The following is a 19,397-nucleotide window of genomic DNA, read 5'->3' as shown; positions in this document are numbered from 1 at the left end:
TACGCCGGCTGGGCACATCGTGTGCTCACTCGGCGAAGGCGTCCACCGGCGGGCAGCTGCAGACCAGGTTGCGGTCGCCGTAGGCGTTGTCCACCCGGCGCACCGGCGGGAACACCTTGGGCCGTGCGCCGGCCGAGGGCAACCCCTGGGGGTACACGGCGGTGAGCCGGTCATAGCCGTGATTCCACTCCCCGACCAGGCATTCGGCGGTGTGCGGGGCACCGGCGAGCGGATTGTCGTCGACGGTCCAGGTGCCGTCGGCCACCTTGGCGATCTCGCCGCGGATCGCGATCATGGCGTCGGCGAAGGCATCGAGTTCGGCCAGGTTCTCGCTCTCGGTGGGCTCGACCATCAGGGTGTCGGCCACCGGGAAGCTCATCGTCGGCGCGTGGAAACCGTAGTCGGCCAGCCGCTTGGCCACATCGTCCACGCTCACCCCGGTCTCCTTGATCAGTGCCCGCAGATCGAGGATGCACTCATGGGCCACCCAGCCCTGCGGGTCGGTGTAGAGCACCGGGAAGTACTCGTCGAGCCGGCGGGCGAGGTAGTTCGCCGAGGCGATGGCGGTCAGCGTCGCGGTCCGCAGACCCGTCCCGCCCATCATCGCGATGTACGCGTAGGTGATCGGCAGGATCGACGCCGAGCCGTAGGGCGCGGCGGAGATCGTGATGCCGGTGTCCGGGAGTTCCGGGGCGAGCGGATGGCTCGGCAGGAACGGTGCCAGGTGCTCGCGCACCGCCACCGGACCCACGCCCGGGCCTCCGCCGCCGTGGGGGATGCAGAAGGTCTTGTGCAGGTTCAGGTGCGAGACGTCGCCGCCGAAGTGACCGGGCCGGGCCAGTCCGACCAGGGCGTTGAGATTGGCCCCGTCGACGTAGACCTGACCGCCGGCCTCGTGCACCGCGGCGCAGACGTCGGTCACCTCGTGCTCGAAGACCCCGTGCGTGGACGGATAGGTGATCATGATGGCGGCGAGCCGCTCGCGGTGCTCGTCGATCTTGGCCCGCAGGTCGTCCACGTCGACGTCGCCGTTGGCCCGGGTGCCGACCACCACCACGCGCATGCCGGCCATCACCGCCGAGGCGGCATTGGTGCCGTGGGCGCTGGCCGGGATCAGGCAGACGTCGCGCTGCTCGTCGCCGCGGGAGCGGTGGTAGCCGCGGATGGCCAGCAGGCCGGCGTATTCGCCCTGCGAGCCGGCGTTGGGCTGCAGGCTCACCCGGTCGTAGCCGGTGATGGTCACCAGCCAGTCCTCGAGGGTGGTGATGAGCTCTCGGATGCCGGTGCTGTCGGCGTTGGGTGCGAAGGGGTGCAGGCCGGCGAACTCCGGCCAGGTGATCGGCTCCATCTCGGTGGCCGCGTTGAGCTTCATGGTGCACGAGCCGAGCGGGATCATGCTGCGGTCGAGGGCGATGTCCTTGTCGGCGAGCATCCGCAGGTACCGCATCATGGCGGTCTCGGTGCGGTAGGCGTGGAAGCACGGATGGCCGAGGTATTCGCTGGTCCGGTTCTCGATGTCGGCGCTGAAGCCCGCCGGTGCGGCGCCGGCCGCGCCGAAGACGGACAGCACGTCGGCCAGGTCGGCGTCGGTGGTGGTCTCGTCGAGGGCGATGCTCACCGTGTCCTCGTCGGCCTGCCACAGGTTGATGCCGTAGCTGGTCTTGGCGGCGGCGACGAGTTCGCCGGCGCGCCCGGGAACGAGCACCTGGACGGTGTCGAAGAACTGCGCGTGCCGCACGGTCAGCCCCGCCCCGGTGAGCCGGTCGGCGAGTTCGGCGGCCAGTCCGTGCACCCGCCGGGCGATCTCCCGCAGACCGGCCGGACCGTGATAGGAGGCGTACATGACCGCCATCACCGCCAGCAGCACCTGTGCGGTACAGATGTTGCTGGTGGCCTTCTCCCGGCGGATGTGCTGCTCGCGGGTCTGCAGCGACAGCCGGTAGGCGAGATTGCCGTCGGCGTCCTTGGAGACGCCGACCAGGCGGCCCGGCAGCTGCCGGGCGTGCTTGGTGTGCACGGCCAGATAGCCGGCGTGCGGGCCGCCGAAGCCCATCGGCACGCCGAAGCGCTGCGTGGTGCCGAAGCAGGCGTCGGCGCCGAGCTCGCCGGGCGGGGTGATCAGGGTGGCGGCGAGCAGATCGATGCCGGCGGCGATCAGCGCCGAGCGCTCGTGTGCGGCCTCGATGATCGGGGCCAGGTCGGTGATGCGGCCGCTGGCACCGGGCACCTGCACGATGACGCCGAAGAAGTCGCCGTCGGGCAGACCGGCGCCGGGCGCCTGCGGGTCGAGCCGCGCCTGGACCACCTCGATGCCCAGCGGCTTCGCGCGGGTGTCGATCAGCGCCCGGGTCTGCGGGAACAGGTCCTCGTCCACTACGAGGCGCTGGGACTTGCTGCGGCCGGCCCGGCGCAGCAGCGTCATCGCCTCGGCGGCGGCGGTGGCCTCGTCGAGCATGGAGGCGCCGGAGACCTCCATACCGGTCAGGTCGCCGACCATGGTCTGGAAGTTGAGCAAGGCCTCGAGCCGGCCCTGACTGATCTCCGGCTGGTAGGGGGTGTACGCCGTGTACCAGGCCGGGTTCTCAAGGATGTTGCGGCGCAGCACGGCCGGGGTGTGCGTGCCGTAGTAGCCCAGTCCGATCATGCTGCGGGCGACGACGTTCTTGCCGGCCAGCTCACGCAGCCGGGAGGCGACCTGCGTCTCGCTCAGGGGTGCGGGCAGCGCGCCGAGGGAGTCGCCGGCCTCGGCGATGGCCGCCGGGACCACCTTCTCGGCCAGCTGGTCGAGCGAGTCGAGACCCAGGACGGAGAGGATACGGGCGAGTTCGGCCTGATCCGGGCCGAGATGTCGGGCGGCGAATTCGGGTGCGGCGGGAGTCGGCATCGACGAGGACCTTCGGTGGTCGGGTCCGGGGTACGGACGCGGGTCCTCTCCCTCTGTCATATCGCCGTGGCGATGCCTGAGAGATTCAGTCGCAGACGCCGGGGCGGCCGCGGCCTTTCACCGTGGGCGGACGGCTGGCGCCGTCGCTTTCCAGAGACGCCGGCAACTGCCACGGTCCTGGTGCCTGAGAGTTTGACGGAGAGGTGTTGCTCCTTCGGCGGCCCGCTGGACGACGATCCGTCCACCGAACGCTCTCCCGCGGCGCAGCGGCGTGTGCCCAGTTTACAGGCCGGGCGCTATCCGGTGCGGCGGGTGCGGCTCTTGCGGCGGGCCGCGAGCTCGTCCTCGGGCGCCGTCTCCGAGACGCCGCCGTCGGCGCGCTCCCCGGGGAAGTCGGCGATGGTGCCGGTGAGCTCGCGCATGGCGCCGGAGACCGCGATGCCGAAGACGCCCTGCCCGCCCTGGAGCAGGTCGACCACTTCTTCGGCGGAGGTGCACTCGTAGACGGTGGTGCCGTCCGAGAAGAGGGTGATCCGGGCGAGGTCCTCGACCCCGCGCTGGCGCAGATGGTCCACGGCCACCCGGATGTTCTGCAGGGAGATGCCGGTGTCGAGCAGCCGCTTGACGATCTTGAGGACCAGGATGTCCTTGAACGAGTACAGCCGCTGGCTGCCCGATCCGGCGGCGCCGCGGATCGAGGGCACCACCAGTGAGGTGCGCGCCCAGTAGTCGAGCTGCCGGTAGGTGATGCCGGCGATCTGGCAGGCGCTGGGAACCCGGTAGCCGACCAGCTCGTCGGGCACGGTGTCGTTGGGGAACAGACCGGGCGCGATGTCGTCGAGTCCGCCCTGCACCGGAACGGCGGGCGCGACCTGGTCCGCTGTCTTCTGTTCGTCGGACCGCAGATCGGACGGCTGGTCTGCCACGGCAACTCCCTTACGCAAGTTCGGACCTGAGCGGGTCCCTCGTTCGAGGGTACTCCTCCGGGTCGTTCCGGTGTGTCCGCCGACCAACCGCGTCGGCGCTTGCGTATGAAGTTAGGGTCATCGCGGGCCTGAGACAACGCGACGCGCGGTAAACCTCAACCTAAACTTCAGGTGTAGGTGAACGGTGACTCGGGAGAGACCGTTCCGTGACCGGCGCCGGCCGATCAGCCCGGCGCGTCCGGCCCCAGGAAGTCCTCCGGAGAGACCTGATCGAGGAACTCCCGGAAGGCCTCGAGCTCCTCCTCGCTGGTGCCCGGCTCCTCCCCGCCCTCGGCGGCGGCGTCCTCGTCCGGGATCTCCAGGCCGGCACCGTCGAGCACCTCGTCGGCGGCGACGATGGTCGCGCCGGTGCGCAGCGCGATGGCCACCGCATCCGACGGCCGCGCCGACACCACGATCCCGGAGTCGAAGACCAGGTCGGCGTAGAACGTGCCCTCGGACACGTCGACGATGCGGATCTGCGTGAGCTTCTGGTCGAAGGCCTCGCAGAGATTGACGATCAGATCGTGGGTCAGCGGTCGCGGCGGCTCGATGCCGCGCTGCTGCAGGGCGATCGACGCCGCCTCGCTCTGCCCGATCCAGATCGGCAGGAAGCGGGTCCCGTCGGCCTCCCGGAGCAGCAGTACCGGCTGATTCTGCGGGGACTCCACCCGGATCCCGACGACGCGCATCTCACCCATCGAAGTCACCTCTGCCGTTGCCGATTCACACCTGACGCCCGGCGCGTCAGTCCAGGACGCCGCGGACGGCGGCCTTCACCAATTGAGTATGCAGCGTCACCGACAACGCCGCCATCTCGCGGATCAGCTCCTCGGCACGATCACGCGAGCCGGTCCCCCGGCCTTTGGCGATCGGGCTGGCGATCTGCGCCACGAGGCCGGCCTCGCGGTCGGCGCTGACCTTGAAGGCCCGCAGGTGGCGGGTCTCCAGGCCGAAGTTCGCCAGAGCCGCGGCCGCCTCGACCAGCCGCACCGCGTCCTCGTCGAAGAAGCCGCCCGGCCCCGCCGACAGCAGACCGTTGCGGGTCAGTTCGGAGATGAACGCCGAGTCGACCCCGGTCCGCTCGATCAGCGACTCGCGGGAGACGCGTCCGCCGCGGGACGAGAAGTCGGTGGCCGGCGCCACCGCGCTGCGCGCCGACGAGAGCAGCGCGGTGCCGCCGCCGTCGCCCTCGCCGTCGATCGCGTCGAGCTGCTCACGGATCACCTTCAACGGCAGATAGCGGTCCCGCTGCGCGGTCAGCACGAAGCGCAGACGTTCGCAGTCGGCGTCGCTGAACCTGCGGTAGCCCGACGGGGCACGCTCGGGCGTGACCAGACCCTCGGACTCCAAGAACCGGATCTTGGAGATGGTGACGTCCGGGAAGTCCTCCCGGAGGATGGCCAGCACGGCGCCGATCGACATCGACCGGTCGCCGCCGGCATCAGAGCGAGCAGCTGACCCGGTCACGATGCAGAAGCGCCCGTCTCCCCGGCACGCGGGCCGGACAGGAACACCAGGCGGAACTTGCCGATCTGCACCTCGTCGCCGTTGCTCAGGGTCGCGGTGTCCACCGGCTCGCGGTTCACATAGGTGCCGTTGAGGCTGCCCACGTCCACCACCTCGAAGTCGGTGCCGGAGAGTCGGAACTCGGCGTGCCGGCGGCTGACCGTCACGTCGTCGAGGAAGATGTCGCTGTCCGGGTGCCGGCCGGCCGAGGTGGTCGGCTGATCCAGCAGGAAGCGCGAGCCCGCGTTGGGACCGCGCTTGACCACCAGCAGTGCCGTACCCGGCGAGAGCCGCTCGACTCCGGTGTCAGCGGGCTCCGGCGTCGTCGCGGGCGCGTCGATCTCCTTGATGAAATCTTCGCGGAAGACCGAAGTCGTCTCCACGGGGGCTTCAAAACCGTCGTCGTTACCGCTCACCACAACTCCTTCACCGGCCACGGCCGGGATATCGCTCAATCAGTTTTCCCGCGAACACTCCTCGCCGTTGAGCGCGTTCGCGACAGCAGGAACTCCTACCTGGAGAACCTACCGGTTGGGTCGGCTCTGCGTCAGCAGTCACCGACGATTCCGTCCACGCCGAAATCATATCCGGCGCACCCGTATCGGCCGTTCAGTCCCCGATGACTGCGGCATAGCCGGCCGCATCGAGCAGCCCGGCCAGCACCTCGTCCAGGTCCACCCCGTCGGCCACCGTGATCTCGGCGAGCCAGCCCTGTCCGTAGGGCTCCGAGTTGACCAGTTCCGGCGACGCGTCGACCGCATCGTTGACCGCCGACACGGTACCGGCCAGCGGACCGTAGATGTCCGACACCGACTTGTGCGACTCCACCTCGGCGAACGAGTCACCGACGACGACCTCGGCCCCCACCTCGGGAAGCTGGACGTAGACGACCTCTTTGAGGGCATCCTGAGCGTAGTCGGTGACACCGACCCGGACCGTCGACGGTCCGACCTTGGCCACCCACTCGTGATCTTCGGTGTAGCGCAGGTCGTCGGGAATCTGGGTCTCGCTCAACGTTTCACCTTTCATTCGTCACCGGCGCAGAGCACCGGTCGGCACCTGAAGATTCTATCGGCCGGGGGCGCTCGCCGCGCCCGCAACCCGGGGCATCCGGCGCAGCACCTCGATCGTCTGGATCCAGTACAGGACCAGCGACCAGAGATACATGCCGACGCCCCAGATCAGGAAGGCCCAGCCGACCGGGAAGAAGACCGTGCCCACCCAGCCGTCGATCTGCCCGGCCAGCAGCCACGGGAAGGCGCTCATCAGCGCGAACGTCGCCGCCTTCCCGATGTACAGGGTGGGCAGGGCGGTCACTCCGCGCGAGGCCAGCAGCGGCGCGGTGGCCAGCAGCAGCACGTCCCGGGCGATGATCAGGCCGATCAGCCACCACGGCACATAGCCCTGGATGCCGAAGCAGATCGGGATGATGATCACGTACAGCCGGTCGGCGGCCGGATCGAGCAGCGCACCGAGCCGGGACGACTGGCCCAGCCAGCGAGCCAGTTTCCCGTCGAGCCAGTCCGACAGCCCGGAGACGAAGAGCACCACGAACGCCCAGCCCGGCGAGTCGACGTCGAGCAGCAACCAGATGAAGACCGGGATCAGTGCCAGGCGCATCACGCTCAGCGCGTTCGGGACGGTCCACACCGCATCCGAGCGCTCGCGCGCCCGCGAATCGCCGTCCCCGGCCCGAGTCACCGGAAGATACCCACGATGCCCTGCAGCGCCTGCGAGCCGGACGAGAACTGGTTCTCGTGAACCAGGTACGTCCAGGTCATCGTCGACCGGTGCATGTCGGCGTCGTCCATGTCCAGACCGTCCTGGGTGATGGTGGCGGTCCTGAAGGTCTCCCGGGCCGCCTCCCGGGCCTCGTCGACGATCTTGGTGAACTCGGCGAAGATCAGCTTGTTGAACTCCTCGAGCGGGCTCTGGTCGCCCAGCGCGCGCAGGTGGATGCTGGCCTGGACGTCGGCCACATAGGCCAGATGGTCGGCCCAGCCGCGGTCGAGGTGGAAGAGCATGATCTGGCGCACGGCCTCGGCGATCACCTCGTCGTCGACGGTCTCGGCGAGCTCGGTCCAACGCTCGGCTTCGAGGTCGCGCAGCTCGTCGGCGGCGACCTCGGTCTTGAGGATGTCCATGCGGCGGCGCACGATGGCCTCACGCTGCTCGTTGACCCGCTTGTTGAAGTTCCAGGTGTTCGAGTGCTGGGTGAGCATCGCGGCCTCGGCGATGCGCTGAGCCTGCTCGACGGTCTCGATGCCCTTCGCCCCCATCGAGCCGTCGGCCTCGGTGGACTGCGGATCGCGCTTGAGGCTCATGTTCTTGACCACCAGCGGATCCTCGAGCGAGGAGAAGAACACCGACCGGCCCGGATCGCCCTGGCGGCCGGCCCGGCCGCGCAGCTGGTTGTCCAGACGCTCGGTGTCGTAGCGGCCGGTGCCCACCACGCACAGCCCGCCCAGTTCGAGGACCTCTTCGCGGGCCTCGTCGTCGCCGCTCGAGCCGCCGAGCCGGATGTCGGTGCCGCGGCCGGCCATCTGCGTGGACACCGTCACCGCACCCTTGCGCCCGGCCTCGGCGATGATCGCCGCCTCCTCGGCGTCGTTCTTGGCGTTGAGCACCACCGCCGACACGCCGGCCTTGTCGAGGAAGTATGCGAGCTCCTCGGACTGGGCCACGTCGTGGGTGCCGATCAGGATCGGCTGACCGGTCTCGTGGACGGTGGCCACGTAGTCGACGACGGCCTCGACCTTGTTGGCCTTGGTGTCGTAGACGCGGTCGGGCTCGTCGTCGCGGATGTTGGGGGTGTTCGGCGGGATCTGCGAGACGGCCAGCCCGTAGAACTGCCGGAACTGCTCGCCGGCGGCGATCGCGGTACCGGTCATCCCGGCCACCCGCGGGTAGCGCCCGATGAGCGCCTGCACGGTGATCGTGTCGATCACCTCGCCGGCCTCGGTCAGCGCCAGGCCCTCCTTGTACTCGACGGCCGCCTGCACGCCGTCCGGCCAGCGCTGAAGCCGGGCGACCCGGCCGCGCGAGGCGTTGATCAGATGGACCCCGCCGTCGCGCACGATGTAGTGCACATCGCGTTCGAGCAGATAGTAGGCGTAGAGCGCGACGTTGACGTGCACCAGCGTGCTGCCCACGTGCTCGTCGTCGTACAGGTTGATCCCGCCCAGGGTGGCCTCGACCAGGCCGGCGCCCTCGTCGGTGAGCGCCACGTTGCGGCCGTCGGAGTCCACCTCGTAGTGCTTCTTCTTCAGCCGGGAGACCACGTCGTAGATGGCCTTGTTGCCGATCGATGCGGGTGTGGAGCCGGCCAGGATCAGCGGAACCAGCGCCTCGTCGACGAGCACGGAGTCGGCTTCGTCCACGATCGCCACGTCGGGCACCGGCGCCACCAGTTCGTCGGCGCTGACGGCCAGCTGATCGCGCAGCACGTCGAAACCGATCTCGTTGACCGAGCCGTAGGTGACCTGGCCGCCGTAGGCCTCCTGGCGCCCGGTCCGGGTGGAGTCCTCGGCGATCGAGCCGACGCTCACCCCGAACAGCTCGTAGAGCGGCGCCATCCACTTCGCATCGCGCACGGCCAGATAATCGTTCACCGAGATGACGTGCACACTGTGCCCGGAGAGCGCATAGCCGATCGCCGCGATCGCACCGGCCAGGGTCTTGCCCTCACCGGTGGCCATCTCCACGACGTCGCCCTCGAGCATCCGCAGGGCGCCCTGCAGCTGCACGTCGAACGGGGTCATCTCCAGCGCCCGGGTGCCGCCCTCGCGGGCCAGCGCCAGGAACTTGGCGCGGTCGCCCTCGTCGAGGAGATCCAGATCGCCCGCAGCCTCCGCGAACTCGGCATCGGACAGGCCGGCGGCCCACTCGTCGTGATCGGCCGAGGCCTCGATCAGCTCCACCGATTTCGACTGATTCCGGGAGGTCTGCGCACCGAGCATGCGCCACATCGCGTTCGAGAACTTTCCCACCGGGCTATCCCACTCCTCAAGCATCGCCATGGGGCCGCCCACGCGCGCGGGCGACGAATCGTGCTCTACCGTACGCGGCCAGAAGCCCGACGGCTCGCACCTCCTCCGGCTACCGTGGCGAGGGTGAGCAGACGCACCGCTTTGATGGCCGCCGTGAGTGCCGCACTGATTCCCGTCGCCGCCGCGCTCAGCGCGTGCAGCGCCGACGGCGACGACCACGCCGCCACCGTCTCCGTCGATCCGGCCTCGCTGGTCGGCAAGACCTTCGTCTCCGATGTCGTCGAGGGCACCGCCATCCCCGGCGGCGGCCCCCTCGAGGTGTCCTTTCCCGAGGAGGGCCGGATCCGCGCGACGGCGGGCTGCAACCGGCACGCGGGCACGGTGACCTTCGACGGCGGCACCCTCACCACCGGACCGCTGGCCGGGACCCGGATGGCCTGCGCCGGCGAGCGCGGCAACGCCGACGCCTGGCTCAGCGACTTCTTCTCCGGACCGGTGACCTGGAGTCAGACCGTCAGCGCGGCCGGCGAGACCCCCGCCGACCCGGACGGGTTGCTGCTGCGCCGCGGCGATCAGACCGTCTCTCTGGCCCAGCAGCGGCCCACCGCACTGGTGGGCACCGAGTGGGCCCTGCAGTCCCTGGTCCGCAAGCAGGGAGTGGAGTCCTCGGTGGACATCGAACAGGCCGACGTCCGGCTGCGCTTCGGCGACGACGGCCGGCTCACCGGCAACACCGGATGCAACACGGTCTCCGGACCGGCGACGGTGAGCGGCCAGACCATCACGATCGGGCCGCTGACCACCACCGAGAAGGCCTGTCTGGAGGAAGGAATCGCCGACGTCGAGCAGGCTGTACTGGCGGTCCTGGCCGGAGCGGTGAAGTATGAGATCGACGGCGATCGACTGGCGCTGACCAACGCCGCCGATCCCGCCATCGGTCTGCGCCTGACCGCCCGCTGAACCGGACCGCTGCGGTCCGGCAGCACGCCCCGCCTCCGCCCCGAAAGGACCCGCATGTCGCCCACCACCCGCACCCCCGCCGTCGTCACCGTGACCGGAGCGGCCGGCAGCATCGGCTATGCCGCCCTGTTCCGGGTGGCCTCGGGCGCCATGCTCGGCGACGATCAGCCGGTGGCACTGCGGCTGCTCGAGTTGCCGGGCGCGGTCGCCGCCGCCGAGGGCACCGCGATGGAACTCGACGACTGCGCCTTCGACCTGCTCGCCTCCGTGGACGTCTTCGACGATCCGCGGGCCGCCTTCGACGGGGTGAACCATGCGCTGCTGATCGGCGCCAAGCCGCGCACCAAGGGCATGGAGCGCGGCGACCTGCTGACCGCCAACGCCGCCATCTTCCAGTCCCAGGGCGCCACCCTCAACGAGGTGGCCGCCGCGGATCTGCGGGTGACCGTGGTGGGCAACCCGGCCAACACCAATGCCGCGATCGCCGCCTCCTGCGCACCCGACATCCCGGCCGAGCGGTTCACCGCCCTGACCCGGCTCGACCACAACCGGGCCGTCGCCCAGCTCGCGCGGCACGCCGGTGTTCCGGTCTCGCAGGTCGGCGGCATCAGTATCTGGGGCAACCACTCGGCCACCCAGTATCCCGACATCTTCCACGCACACGCCGGAGCGCGGCCGGGCAGCGAGTTCGCGCAGGACCGCGGCTGGCTGACCGACGACTTCATTCCCACCGTCGCCCAGCGCGGCTCGGCGATCATCGCCGCCCGCGGCGCATCGTCGGCGGCATCGGCCGCCAATGCGACCATCGAACACGTTCACGACTGGGTGCTCGGCACGCCCGGCGAGGTGTGGACTTCGGCCGCGGTGGTCTCGAGCGGCGCCTACGGCGTTCCCGAGGGTCTGGTCAGCTCCTTCCCGGTGCGTTCGCGCGACGGCCGCTGGGAGATCGTGGAAGGCCTTGAGGTGAACGACTTCTCACGCGCACGCATCGATGCGTCCGTCGCCGAGCTCGAGGCCGAACGTGATGCGGTGGCCGCGCTGACCTGAACACCCGGACCGGCTCGGATCGCCCGGGCGGCCGGACTACGATCAGTCCATGAGCAAGTCCAAGGGCAAGACCGAGTCAGGTCCCCAGCTGTCGAAGAAGGCCTACGAGTCCGAACTGTTCCGGTTGCAGACCGAACTGGTGGAACTGCAGGAATGGGTGCGCGAATCCGGCGCCCGCGTGGTGGTGATCTTCGAGGGCCGCGACGCCGCCGGCAAGGGCGGCGCCATCAAGCGGATCACCCAGTACCTCAGCCCCCGCGTGTGCCGGGTCGCGGCGCTGCCGGCGCCCACCGACCGGGAGAAGGGCGAGTGGTACTACCAGCGCTATGTGGCGCATCTGCCGGCGCCCGGCGAGATCGTGCTGTTCGACCGCTCCTGGTACAACCGCGCCGGAGTGGAGAAGGTGATGGGCTTCTGCACGCCGGAGCAGCACACCCGCTTCCTGCGGCAGACCCCGATCTTCGAGCAGATGCTCATCGACGACGGAATCCTGTTGCGCAAGTACTGGTTCTCCGTGTCCGAGGAGGAGCAGCTCCGGCGCTTCCGCGCCCGCCGCGACGATCCGGTGCGGCAGTGGAAGCTCAGCCCGATGGATCTGGAGTCGATCTACCGGTGGGAGGAGTACTCGCGGGCCAAGGACGAGATGATGGTGCACACCGACACCTCGGCCAGCCCCTGGTACGTGGTCGAGTCGGACAACAAGAAGCATGCGCGGCTCAACATGATCGCGCACCTGCTCGGCTCGATCGACTACCTGCCGGTGGAGCGGCCGCGGGTCAAGCTGCCCAAGAAGCTCGAATCGTCGGGCAACTACCACCGCCCGCCCCGCTCGCTGAGCAAGTTCGTCCCCGACCACGTCGCCACCCTCGTCGGCGACAGCGACGACTGAGACCGGAGCCGATCCCCGGATGACCCCGACCCTGACGGGCCTGCGCCGCCGTGCCCGGCGCGCGGCCGAGAGCGCCGATCTGATCTACCTCGTCTGCCCGGCCGGTTTCCCCAACTACGGCGATGAGCTGATCGCGCAGGCCTGGCTGCGCCATCTGGCCCGCCATCGCCCCCTGGCCACCGTGGTGGTCGACTGTCCGCGGCCCGGCGCCGCCGCGCTGATGCTGCGCCGCGCCAACCGGCGCGCGGTCTTCGTCAACACCCTCTGGGAGTTGACCGGCTATGCGCACGGCGCCGATCGCGACGGGATCGACCCGCAGGCGCCCTGGGAGTGGGTGGCGCAGGCGGCCAGCCGATTCGGTCCCGCCCCGCGCGAAGGCCACGGCGTCGACATGCTCTTGCGCGCCAGGACCCTGCACCTGCTCGGCGGCGGCTACGTGAACGCGGTGTGGCCGCAGCACGTGAGTCTGGTCGCCGCCCTCGCGGCCGTGGCGCGCACCACCGGCGCACGCGCCGCGGCCACCGGTCAGGGACTGCTGCCGGCGGTCACCGGTGGTGCCGCGCAACGTCTTTCCGACGATCTGCGCGGGTTCGACATCGTCGACGTCCGGGATCAGCCCTCACACGACCTGATCGCCGACCAGCCGGGTGCCTCGTTCAGCGGCGACGATGCGTGGCTCTCCCCCGCGATCGATCCGGAGCGCCCGGCCGTCGCGCCGTCCGGTCGGGTGGTGCTGTGCGCGCAGAGCGACCTGACCGACGACTTCGAGCACGGCGGGCTCCGCGGCGCCGGCGCACTGGCCGGCTATCTGACCGAGGTCCTCGACCACTGGCGGGTACCCGGTGACCGGGTGATCGTGATCGAGGCGATTCCGGGCCTGGACATGGTGGTGCCCGGGCTGATGGGCGAGCGGCTGTCCGGGGCGCAGCGGCTGTCGTTCCTGGACGTCTGGGAGAACGGCCTGCCGCTGCGCGGCGGCCACACCTGGCTCTCCACCCGCTTCCACCCGCATCTGGTGGCCGCCGCCGCCGGGGAGCCCGGGGTGGCCGTGGTGCCGAAGCCGGACTACTACGGAACCAAACACGCGAGCCTGCGAGCCCTCGGCTCGGACTGGCCGATCGTCGCCGGCGGCGACCTCGTCCCGGATCGGCCGCCGGCCGACGGGGGCTTCACCGCCGACGCGGTGACCTCGGCCCGGCGCCGCAAACGCGCCCTCGCCGACCGCCTCTACCCCCGGGGCGTCCGGCTGCGCTGATCACCGGCCGAAGCCGGCATCGCGCAGCGCCTGCGCCATCGAGCCGTTCGCCGGCCGCTCCCCGCCGCGGGGGTTCTGGCTGTGCTTGTTCTGCCCGCGCTTGCCGCCCTCGGACTTGCGGCCGCCGGGGCGTCCACCGGAGCGGCCGCCGCGCGGATTCGCCGGATCGTCGTTGAGCCGCAACGACAGCCCGATGCGCTGGCGGTCGACGTCGACCTCCATCACCTTGACCCGCACCACCTGGCCGGAGCGGACCACCTCGTGCGGATCGGAGACGAACTTCTCGGACATCGCCGAGACGTGCACCAGTCCGTCCTGGTGCACGCCCACGTCCACGAAGGCGCCGAAGGCGGCGACATTGGTCACCACGCCCTCGAGCACCATCCCGGGGGTGAGATCGGAGACCTTCTCGACGCCCTGCGCGAAGGTTGCGGTCTCGAACGCCGGCCGCGGATCGCGACCGGGTTTGCGCAGTTCGTCGAGGATGTCGGTGACGGTGGGCACACCGAAGCGCTCGTCGGCGAAATCCGCGGGATTCAGGGCGGCCAGCGCCCGCTCGTCGCCGATCAGCTCGGTGAGCTCGCGCCCCGTGGCGTCGAGGATGCGCCGCACCACCGGATAGGCCTCGGGATGGACCCCCGAGGCGTCGAGCGGATTGCCGCCGCCCCGGATCCGCAGGAAGCCCGCGCACTGCTCGAATGCCTTGGGGCCCAGGCGCGGGACCTCCAGGAGACCCTTCCGGTCGGTGAAGGCGCCGGCCGAGTCGCGGTGCTCGACGATGGCCTTCGCCAGCGAGTCGGTGATGCCCGAGACCCGGGCCAGCAGCGGCACCGAGGCGGTGTTGACCTCCACGCCCACCGCGTTCACCGCGTCCTCGACCACCGCGTCGAGGCTGCGGGCCAGGACCGCCGGCGTCACATCGTGCTGATACTGGCCCACGCCGATCGACTTGGGGTCGATCTTCACCAGTTCGGCCAGCGGGTCCTGCAGCCGGCGGGCGATGGAGACGGCCCCGCGCAGCGAGACGTCGAGCTCGGGCAGCTCGTGGGAGGCGTATTCGGAGGCCGAATACACCGAGGCGCCGGCCTCGGAGACGACCGCCTTGGCCGGTGCCCGCTGACCGGCCGTGCGGATCTCGGCGACCAGCTCGCCGGCCAGAGCATCGGTCTCCCGTGAGGCGGTGCCGTTGCCGATCGCGATCAGATCCACCTCATGCCGGGCGACGAGCGCACCCAGAATCGCCTTGGCCTGATCCCACTTGTTGGCCGGCTGGTGCGGGTAGATCGTGGCGGTGTCGACCACCTTGCCGGTGCCGTCGACCACGGCCACCTTGACGCCGGTCCGGAAACCCGGATCCAGGCCCAGGGTGGGCCGGGTGCCGGCCGGCGCCGCCAGCAGCAGATCCTTCAGGTTGGTCGCGAAGACCTCGACGGCCTGTTCCTCGGCGGTGCGGCGCAGCCGCAGCCGGGCGTCGACGGTGGCCGAGATCATCAGCTTGGTGCGCCAGGCCCAGCGCACAGTGGTGGTCAGCCAGGGCGTGGCCGCCCCGGCCGCGGCCCGGTCCACCCCGAGGGTCGCGGCCGTGAGCGCCTCGTACGGTTCGTCCTCACCGCCGTCGAAGGCCACCGTCAGCACGTTCTCCTTCTCGCCGCGCAGGACGGCCAGGACCCGGTGCGAGGGCATCGTCGCGGCGGCTTCGGCGAAGTCGAAGTAGTCGCGGAACTTCTGTGCGGCCGGGCTCGCCGCCACCTGATCGGACTTCGGTTCGGTGCGTACGGTGGCCTCCCGCCAGAAGCGTTCGCGGACCGCGCCGACCAGCTCGGCGTCTTCTCCGGCGCGTTCGATGAGAATGTGCCGGGCGCCGTCGAGTGCCGCGGCCGCGTCGGGGACCTCGTCGCCGAGATAGCCCGCGGCGGTCTCCTCCGGGTTGCGGGCCGGATCGTCGAGCAGCGCCTGGGCGAGGGGTTCGAGGCCGTTCTCGCGGGCGATCTGCGCCTTGGTCCGCCGTTTGCGCTTGTACGGCAGGTAGATGTCCTCGACGCGGGCCTTGGTGTCGGCGGCCCACAGGGCGGATTGCAGCTGCGGGGTGAGCTTGCCCTGTTCGTCGATCGCAGCGATCACCGCGTCCCGGCGTTCGTCGAGTTCGCGCAGGTAACTCAGCCGCTCCTCCAGCCGCCGGAGTTCCGCATCGTCGAGTCCGCCGGTGGCCTCCTTGCGGTAGCGGGCGATGAAGGGCACCGTCGAGCCCTCGTCGAGCAGGGAGACCGCAGCCCGGACCCGGTGTTCGGCCACCTGGAGATCGGCGGCGATCCGCGCGGTGACCGGGGCCGGAGGCCCGGAGGCGGCGGCCGGTGCGGTGGACGGGGACACGAGTGCGGGGTCACTGGTGGGCACCCGAGCAGGCTACCGGTCAGTGACCGGGCACCGGTACCTCACCCCGCGCCTCCGGCACGCGGGGCGGCGCCTCCGCCGCAGCCGCTCCGGCCGTCCCCGCGGCCTCGCGCCGGCGGAGCATGAGCCGCACGGCGGCGACGATCACGACGATGGTGGCCAGTTGCAGCAGCCCGCCGCCGACCAGGGCCGCGCGCGGGCCGAAGAGTTGCGCCAGCCAGCCCAGCAGCGGCGCGCCGATCGGGGTGCCGCCCATCAGCACCGTCATGTAGAGCGCCATCACCCGGCCCCGAACCTGCGGGTCCACACCGGTCTGGATGTACATGTTGCAGGCGGTGAGCGTCAGCAGGGAGGCTAGTCCGGTGATCGGCAGGCTGATCGCATAGGTCAGATAGGTCGGCGCCAGTCCGGACAGGCCGATGAGCACCGCCACCGTGGACGCGGACACCACCACGAAGCGCAGGCCGGGTGCGGTGGCCCGCCGGGCGGCGATCAACGCGCCGAGCAGGGTGCCGATGCCCATGATCGAGCCGAGCAGTCCGTAGGCCTCCTCCCCCATGCCGAACTGACCGCGCACCATCAGGGCGTTGGTCATCTGGAAGTTCATCCCGAAGGTGCCGACGGCGAACGCCACCCCCAGGGTGATGAGCAGATCGCTGCGCCGGGCCACATACGAGAAGCCTTCGCGCAGCTGTCCTTTCGCCCGGGCCAGCGGGACACTGCGATGGAGTCTGCTCTCGTCGAGCGCGGCCAGAGCCACGATGAACGCCAGATAGCTGACCCCGTTGGTGAGAATGGCCCAGCCGGTGCCGAAGGCCGCCATGATCAGTCCGGCGATGCCCGGCCCGATCAGCCGGGCCGCGTTGAACGACGAGCTGTTGAGCCCGATCGCGTTGGTCAGATACTTGCCGCCGACCACCTCGGAGACGAACGCCTGCCGGGCGGGCGCGTCGATGGCCGCACCGATGCCGAAGACGAAGGCGAGCAGGTAGACGTGCCAGGTCTGGGCGACACCGGAGACGGCCAGCGCACCGAGGATGAGGGCGGAGAGCGCCATCCAGGTCTGCGTGACCATGAGCAGCTTGCGCTTGTCGAAGCGGTCGGCGAGCAGCCCGCCGACCGGCGAGAGCAGCAGGGCCGGCAGGAATTGCAGCGCCGTGGTGATGCCGACGGCGATCGCCGAGTTCCCGGACAGTTGCAGCACCAGCCAGTCCTGGGCGACGCGCTGGATCCAGGTCCCGATGTTGGAGACGAAGGCGCCGGTGACGTAGAGACGGAAATTGGGAACGGCGAGCGAGGCGAAGGTGTGTCCGCGAACCCTGCTCAACCGACGGCCTCCTCACCTGTGCACCGAGAAGTATCAACGGTGCGGGCGGCCGGGATATTCCCGGGCTCAGTCGAGCGGGGCGGGCGGCTCCCCGTCGCCGAACGGCTCGCCGCCGAGCTTCTCGCGCCCGTGCGGGGTGTGCCAGTTGGCCAGATCGGGCCCCTTGGGCACGATCCCGGACGGGTTGATGTCCCGATGTACCTGGTAGTAGTGCCGTTTGATGTGATCGAAGTCGGTGCAGTCGCCGAATCCGGGGGTCTGGAACAGGTCGCGGGCGTACGCCCACAGCACGGGCATCTCGGACAGCTTCTGGCGGTTGCACTTGAAGTGGCCGTGATACACCGGGTCGAAGCGGGTGAGGGTGGTGAACAGCCGGATGTCGGCCTCGGTGATGGTCTCGCCCACCAGGTAGCGCTGATCGGCGAGCCGCTCGGACAGCCAGTCGAGGCGGCTGAAGAGCTGATCGTAGGCGGCGTCGTAGGCGTCCTGGGAGCCGGCGAAACCGCACCGGTAGACGCCGTTGTTCACATCCCGGTAGACCACGGCGTTCACCGCGTCGATCTCCTCGCGCAGCTCCTCCGGGTAGAGCACCGGTGCCCCGGGCCGGTGGTACGGCGCCCACTCGGTCTCGAAGTCGAGGGTGATCTGCGGGAAGTTGTTGGTGACCACGGCGCCGGAGGGCACGTCGACGATCGCCGGGACGGTGATGCCCTTCTCGTAGCCGGGGATCCGCGCGAAGTAGGCGTCCGCCAGCCGCGGAATGCCGAGCACCGGGTCCACGCCGCCGGGGTCGAGATCGAAGGTCCACGAGCGTTTGTCGTGGGTCGGCCCGCACACCCCCATGGAGATGACCTTCTCCAGCCCGAGCAGCCGGCGGACGATGATCGACCGGTTGGCCCACGGGCAGGCGTAGGAGACGACCAGCCGGTAGCGGCCGGGTTCGACCGGGTAGCCGTCCGCGCCGTCGGCGGTGATCCGGGTCTCGATGTACCGGGTGTCGCGCTCGTACGGCTGGTTCACGAGCACATAGCTGCCCTGCTCCCCCGCCTGCGGCGCCTGCTGATCGGACATCACGCATCTCCTTCGGATGTGGGCTGAGGCTCCTGGACCGCCACCACCGGCTCGGCGGGCTCGCCGGGTTCGGCGGTCTCGCTGGGTTCGGCGGTCTCGGGTTCGGCGTTCTCCTCCGGCTCGTCGGCGGCCGCGCCGGCGTCGCCCTCCAGGGCGCGGCTGAGTTCGGCGGAGACGTCGATGAAGCGCGCCTTACGCGCCTCCGGCTTCTCGATCTCCTGGGCCACGGTCCGTGCGATCACCCGGCGGATCTCCGCATCGACCTGGGCGAGGTTGCGGATCAGTTCGCCGCGCATGTTCCTCGAGGCCACGTCCACGAAGACGTCCGACGGCCTCGGCGGCTCCACCTCGATCCGCAGCTGCAGCGGACGGGCGCAGCGGACGGGGAGCGGGAGGGTGACGACGTCGCGGTGCCGTCGGCCATGCCTGACACGGCACGGAAGCTGTTGCTCACCACCGTAAAGCTCGACGAGTGGGACGGGCCGTGGCGGACGGGCGGCGCCGACGCGCTACGGAGGGTAGCTACTCAGGCATGTGGCTGTTCCGGGTTCCTAACTCACGCACTGGCTGGTCTGAGGGCGGCAGCTCTGAGGCGCAGGCCGGCTGGGCCGGCCAGGCCGGCTGTTGCGAGGGCAGCACGGCAGCCTCCGGTAGCTAGGCCTGGTCATGTACTGGATGCTCCTCAAGCCGGCCCGGAAGAAGCTTCACCGCCACTGGCGGCTTGCCGAGCCGCGTCGGGAGCCACGCGACCGGCCGCTCCGGAAAGTCCACCCCGGCTAGGGCCGACCGGGGCCGCCGTACCACTTCCACGCCCGGCTGCAGGTCCAGGTGCTTGGCCGGTAGTCGGCCGTCGACCCGCTGGACTAGTGCAAGTGGCACGCCAACGGCGACTGGTAGCCCGACGAGTAGCTGGAGTTTGACCTGGCCGACGTGATGCTGCACCGGCCGGACTAGTGGGAGGGCGAGTGGCAGGCGACGCGGGCAGGCGACGTCGACGCCTAGCTCCACCTCGGCGGCTCCGGCAGCCTGCAGAAGCACCTGCACCGGAGCTCCTTGTACGCGCCGCTTGACTAGGCGTTGGAGCGGGTCCAGCTACGCCTCTAGGCGGCC

Annotated in this window: 16 protein-coding genes and 1 riboswitch; of the genes, 4 read left to right on the top strand and 12 right to left on the bottom strand. The window is 70.2% G+C overall.

Features of this window, described 5'->3' with window-relative positions:
• Positions 1-25: 25 nt before the first annotated feature.
• From gcvP to secA2, 8 genes are all read right to left on the bottom strand, one after another.
• Entirely contained in the window at positions 26-2,884 is a 2,859-nt protein-coding gene (gene gcvP / locus ACJMNC_RS10240; protein ID WP_408947846.1) for an aminomethyl-transferring glycine dehydrogenase, read from the bottom strand.
• A gap of 162 nt (positions 2,885-3,046) precedes the next feature.
• A riboswitch (glycine riboswitch) is annotated at positions 3,047-3,153 on the bottom strand.
• Between the two features lie 27 nt (positions 3,154-3,180).
• Positions 3,181-3,810, bottom strand: a complete 630-nt coding sequence (locus ACJMNC_RS10235) for a MerR family transcriptional regulator (RefSeq protein ID WP_408947845.1) — start codon at positions 3,808-3,810, stop codon at positions 3,181-3,183.
• 224 nt (positions 3,811-4,034) lie between these two features.
• Positions 4,035-4,550, bottom strand: a complete 516-nt coding sequence (locus tag ACJMNC_RS10230) for a bifunctional nuclease family protein (RefSeq protein ID WP_408947844.1) — start codon at positions 4,548-4,550, stop codon at positions 4,035-4,037.
• Positions 4,551-4,596: 46 nt separating this feature from the next.
• The gene (locus ACJMNC_RS10225; protein ID WP_408947843.1) at positions 4,597-5,274 is read right to left on the bottom strand and encodes a MerR family transcriptional regulator; all 678 of its coding nucleotides are present in this window, start codon (positions 5,272-5,274) and stop codon (positions 4,597-4,599) included.
• 41 nt (positions 5,275-5,315) lie between these two features.
• On the bottom strand, positions 5,316-5,777 hold the full coding sequence (garA, locus tag ACJMNC_RS10220) for a glycogen accumulation regulator GarA (RefSeq protein WP_408947842.1): 462 nt from the start codon (positions 5,775-5,777) through the stop codon (positions 5,316-5,318).
• Positions 5,778-5,967: 190 nt separating this feature from the next.
• Positions 5,968-6,372 (bottom strand): glycine cleavage system protein GcvH, encoded by a 405-nt coding sequence (gene gcvH / locus ACJMNC_RS10215; RefSeq protein ID WP_408947841.1) that lies wholly within the window; start codon positions 6,370-6,372, stop codon positions 5,968-5,970.
• Between the two features lie 54 nt (positions 6,373-6,426).
• Positions 6,427-7,059: a CDP-alcohol phosphatidyltransferase family protein gene (locus tag ACJMNC_RS10210; protein ID WP_408947840.1), complete on the bottom strand. Its 633-nt coding sequence runs from the start codon at positions 7,057-7,059 to the stop codon at positions 6,427-6,429.
• Positions 7,056-9,347, bottom strand: a complete 2,292-nt coding sequence (secA2, locus tag ACJMNC_RS10205) for an accessory Sec system translocase SecA2 (RefSeq protein WP_408947839.1) — start codon at positions 9,345-9,347, stop codon at positions 7,056-7,058. The genes ACJMNC_RS10210 and secA2 overlap by 4 nt, the downstream gene beginning before the upstream one ends.
• 123 nt (positions 9,348-9,470) lie before the next feature.
• On the opposite strand from secA2, the gene ACJMNC_RS10200 reads away from it, so the two are divergent.
• From ACJMNC_RS10200 to ACJMNC_RS10185, 4 genes are read left to right on the top strand one after another with little or no spacing between them, the layout of a single operon-like run.
• Positions 9,471-10,307: an META domain-containing protein gene (locus ACJMNC_RS10200; protein WP_408947838.1), complete on the top strand. Its 837-nt coding sequence runs from the start codon at positions 9,471-9,473 to the stop codon at positions 10,305-10,307.
• A 54-nt stretch (positions 10,308-10,361) separates the two neighbouring features.
• Positions 10,362-11,354 (top strand): malate dehydrogenase, encoded by a 993-nt coding sequence (locus ACJMNC_RS10195; protein WP_408947837.1) that lies wholly within the window; start codon positions 10,362-10,364, stop codon positions 11,352-11,354.
• 49 nt (positions 11,355-11,403) lie between these two features.
• Positions 11,404-12,243, top strand: coding sequence for a polyphosphate kinase 2 (ppk2, locus tag ACJMNC_RS10190; protein WP_408947836.1), 840 nt, complete (start codon positions 11,404-11,406; stop codon positions 12,241-12,243).
• Between the two features lie 19 nt (positions 12,244-12,262).
• A complete protein-coding gene (locus ACJMNC_RS10185; RefSeq protein WP_408947835.1) occupies positions 12,263-13,498 on the top strand; it encodes a polysaccharide pyruvyl transferase family protein in 1,236 nt (411 codons plus the stop codon).
• Here ACJMNC_RS10185 and ACJMNC_RS10180 read toward each other — a convergent pair whose 3' ends face one another.
• The 4 genes from ACJMNC_RS10180 to ACJMNC_RS10165 all read right to left on the bottom strand — a co-directional run bounded on the left by ACJMNC_RS10180 (position 13,499) and on the right by ACJMNC_RS10165 (position 18,634).
• Entirely contained in the window at positions 13,499-15,868 is a 2,370-nt protein-coding gene (locus tag ACJMNC_RS10180) for a Tex family protein (RefSeq protein ID WP_408947984.1), read from the bottom strand.
• Between the two features lie 40 nt (positions 15,869-15,908).
• On the bottom strand, positions 15,909-17,216 hold the full coding sequence (locus ACJMNC_RS10175; RefSeq protein ID WP_408947834.1) for an MFS transporter: 1,308 nt from the start codon (positions 17,214-17,216) through the stop codon (positions 15,909-15,911).
• A gap of 66 nt (positions 17,217-17,282) precedes the next feature.
• The gene (locus ACJMNC_RS10170; protein ID WP_408947833.1) at positions 17,283-18,287 is read right to left on the bottom strand and encodes a glutathione S-transferase family protein; all 1,005 of its coding nucleotides are present in this window, start codon (positions 18,285-18,287) and stop codon (positions 17,283-17,285) included.
• The gene (locus ACJMNC_RS10165; protein WP_408947832.1) at positions 18,287-18,634 is read right to left on the bottom strand and encodes a hypothetical protein; all 348 of its coding nucleotides are present in this window, start codon (positions 18,632-18,634) and stop codon (positions 18,287-18,289) included. The genes ACJMNC_RS10170 and ACJMNC_RS10165 overlap by 1 nt, the downstream gene beginning before the upstream one ends.
• Positions 18,635-19,397: the final 763 nt, after the last annotated feature.

The organism is Gordonia sp. VNK21, assembly GCF_046098115.1.
Classification (GTDB): Bacteria; Actinomycetota; Actinomycetes; order Mycobacteriales; family Mycobacteriaceae; genus Gordonia.
The sequence above is the reverse complement of the archived record's forward strand: the minus strand, read 5'-3'. Positions and strand labels throughout refer to the sequence as shown.

Excerpts from the sequence above, each read along its gene's own strand:
- ACJMNC_RS10225 (WP_408947843.1), bottom strand. The coding sequence starts at position 5,274 with ATGTCGATCGGCGCCGTGCTGGCCATCCTCCGGGAGGACTTCCCGGAC.
- ACJMNC_RS10230 (WP_408947844.1), bottom strand. The coding sequence starts at position 4,550 with ATGGGTGAGATGCGCGTCGTCGGGATCCGGGTGGAGTCCCCGCAGAAT.
- gcvP (WP_408947846.1), bottom strand. The coding sequence starts at position 2,884 with ATGCCGACTCCCGCCGCACCCGAATTCGCCGCCCGACATCTCGGCCCG.
- ACJMNC_RS10170 (WP_408947833.1), bottom strand. The coding sequence starts at position 18,287 with ATGTCCGATCAGCAGGCGCCGCAGGCGGGGGAGCAGGGCAGCTATGTG.
- ppk2 (WP_408947836.1), top strand. The coding sequence starts at position 11,404 with ATGAGCAAGTCCAAGGGCAAGACCGAGTCAGGTCCCCAGCTGTCGAAG.
- ACJMNC_RS10195 (WP_408947837.1), top strand. The coding sequence starts at position 10,362 with ATGTCGCCCACCACCCGCACCCCCGCCGTCGTCACCGTGACCGGAGCG.
- ACJMNC_RS10185 (WP_408947835.1), top strand. The coding sequence starts at position 12,263 with ATGACCCCGACCCTGACGGGCCTGCGCCGCCGTGCCCGGCGCGCGGCC.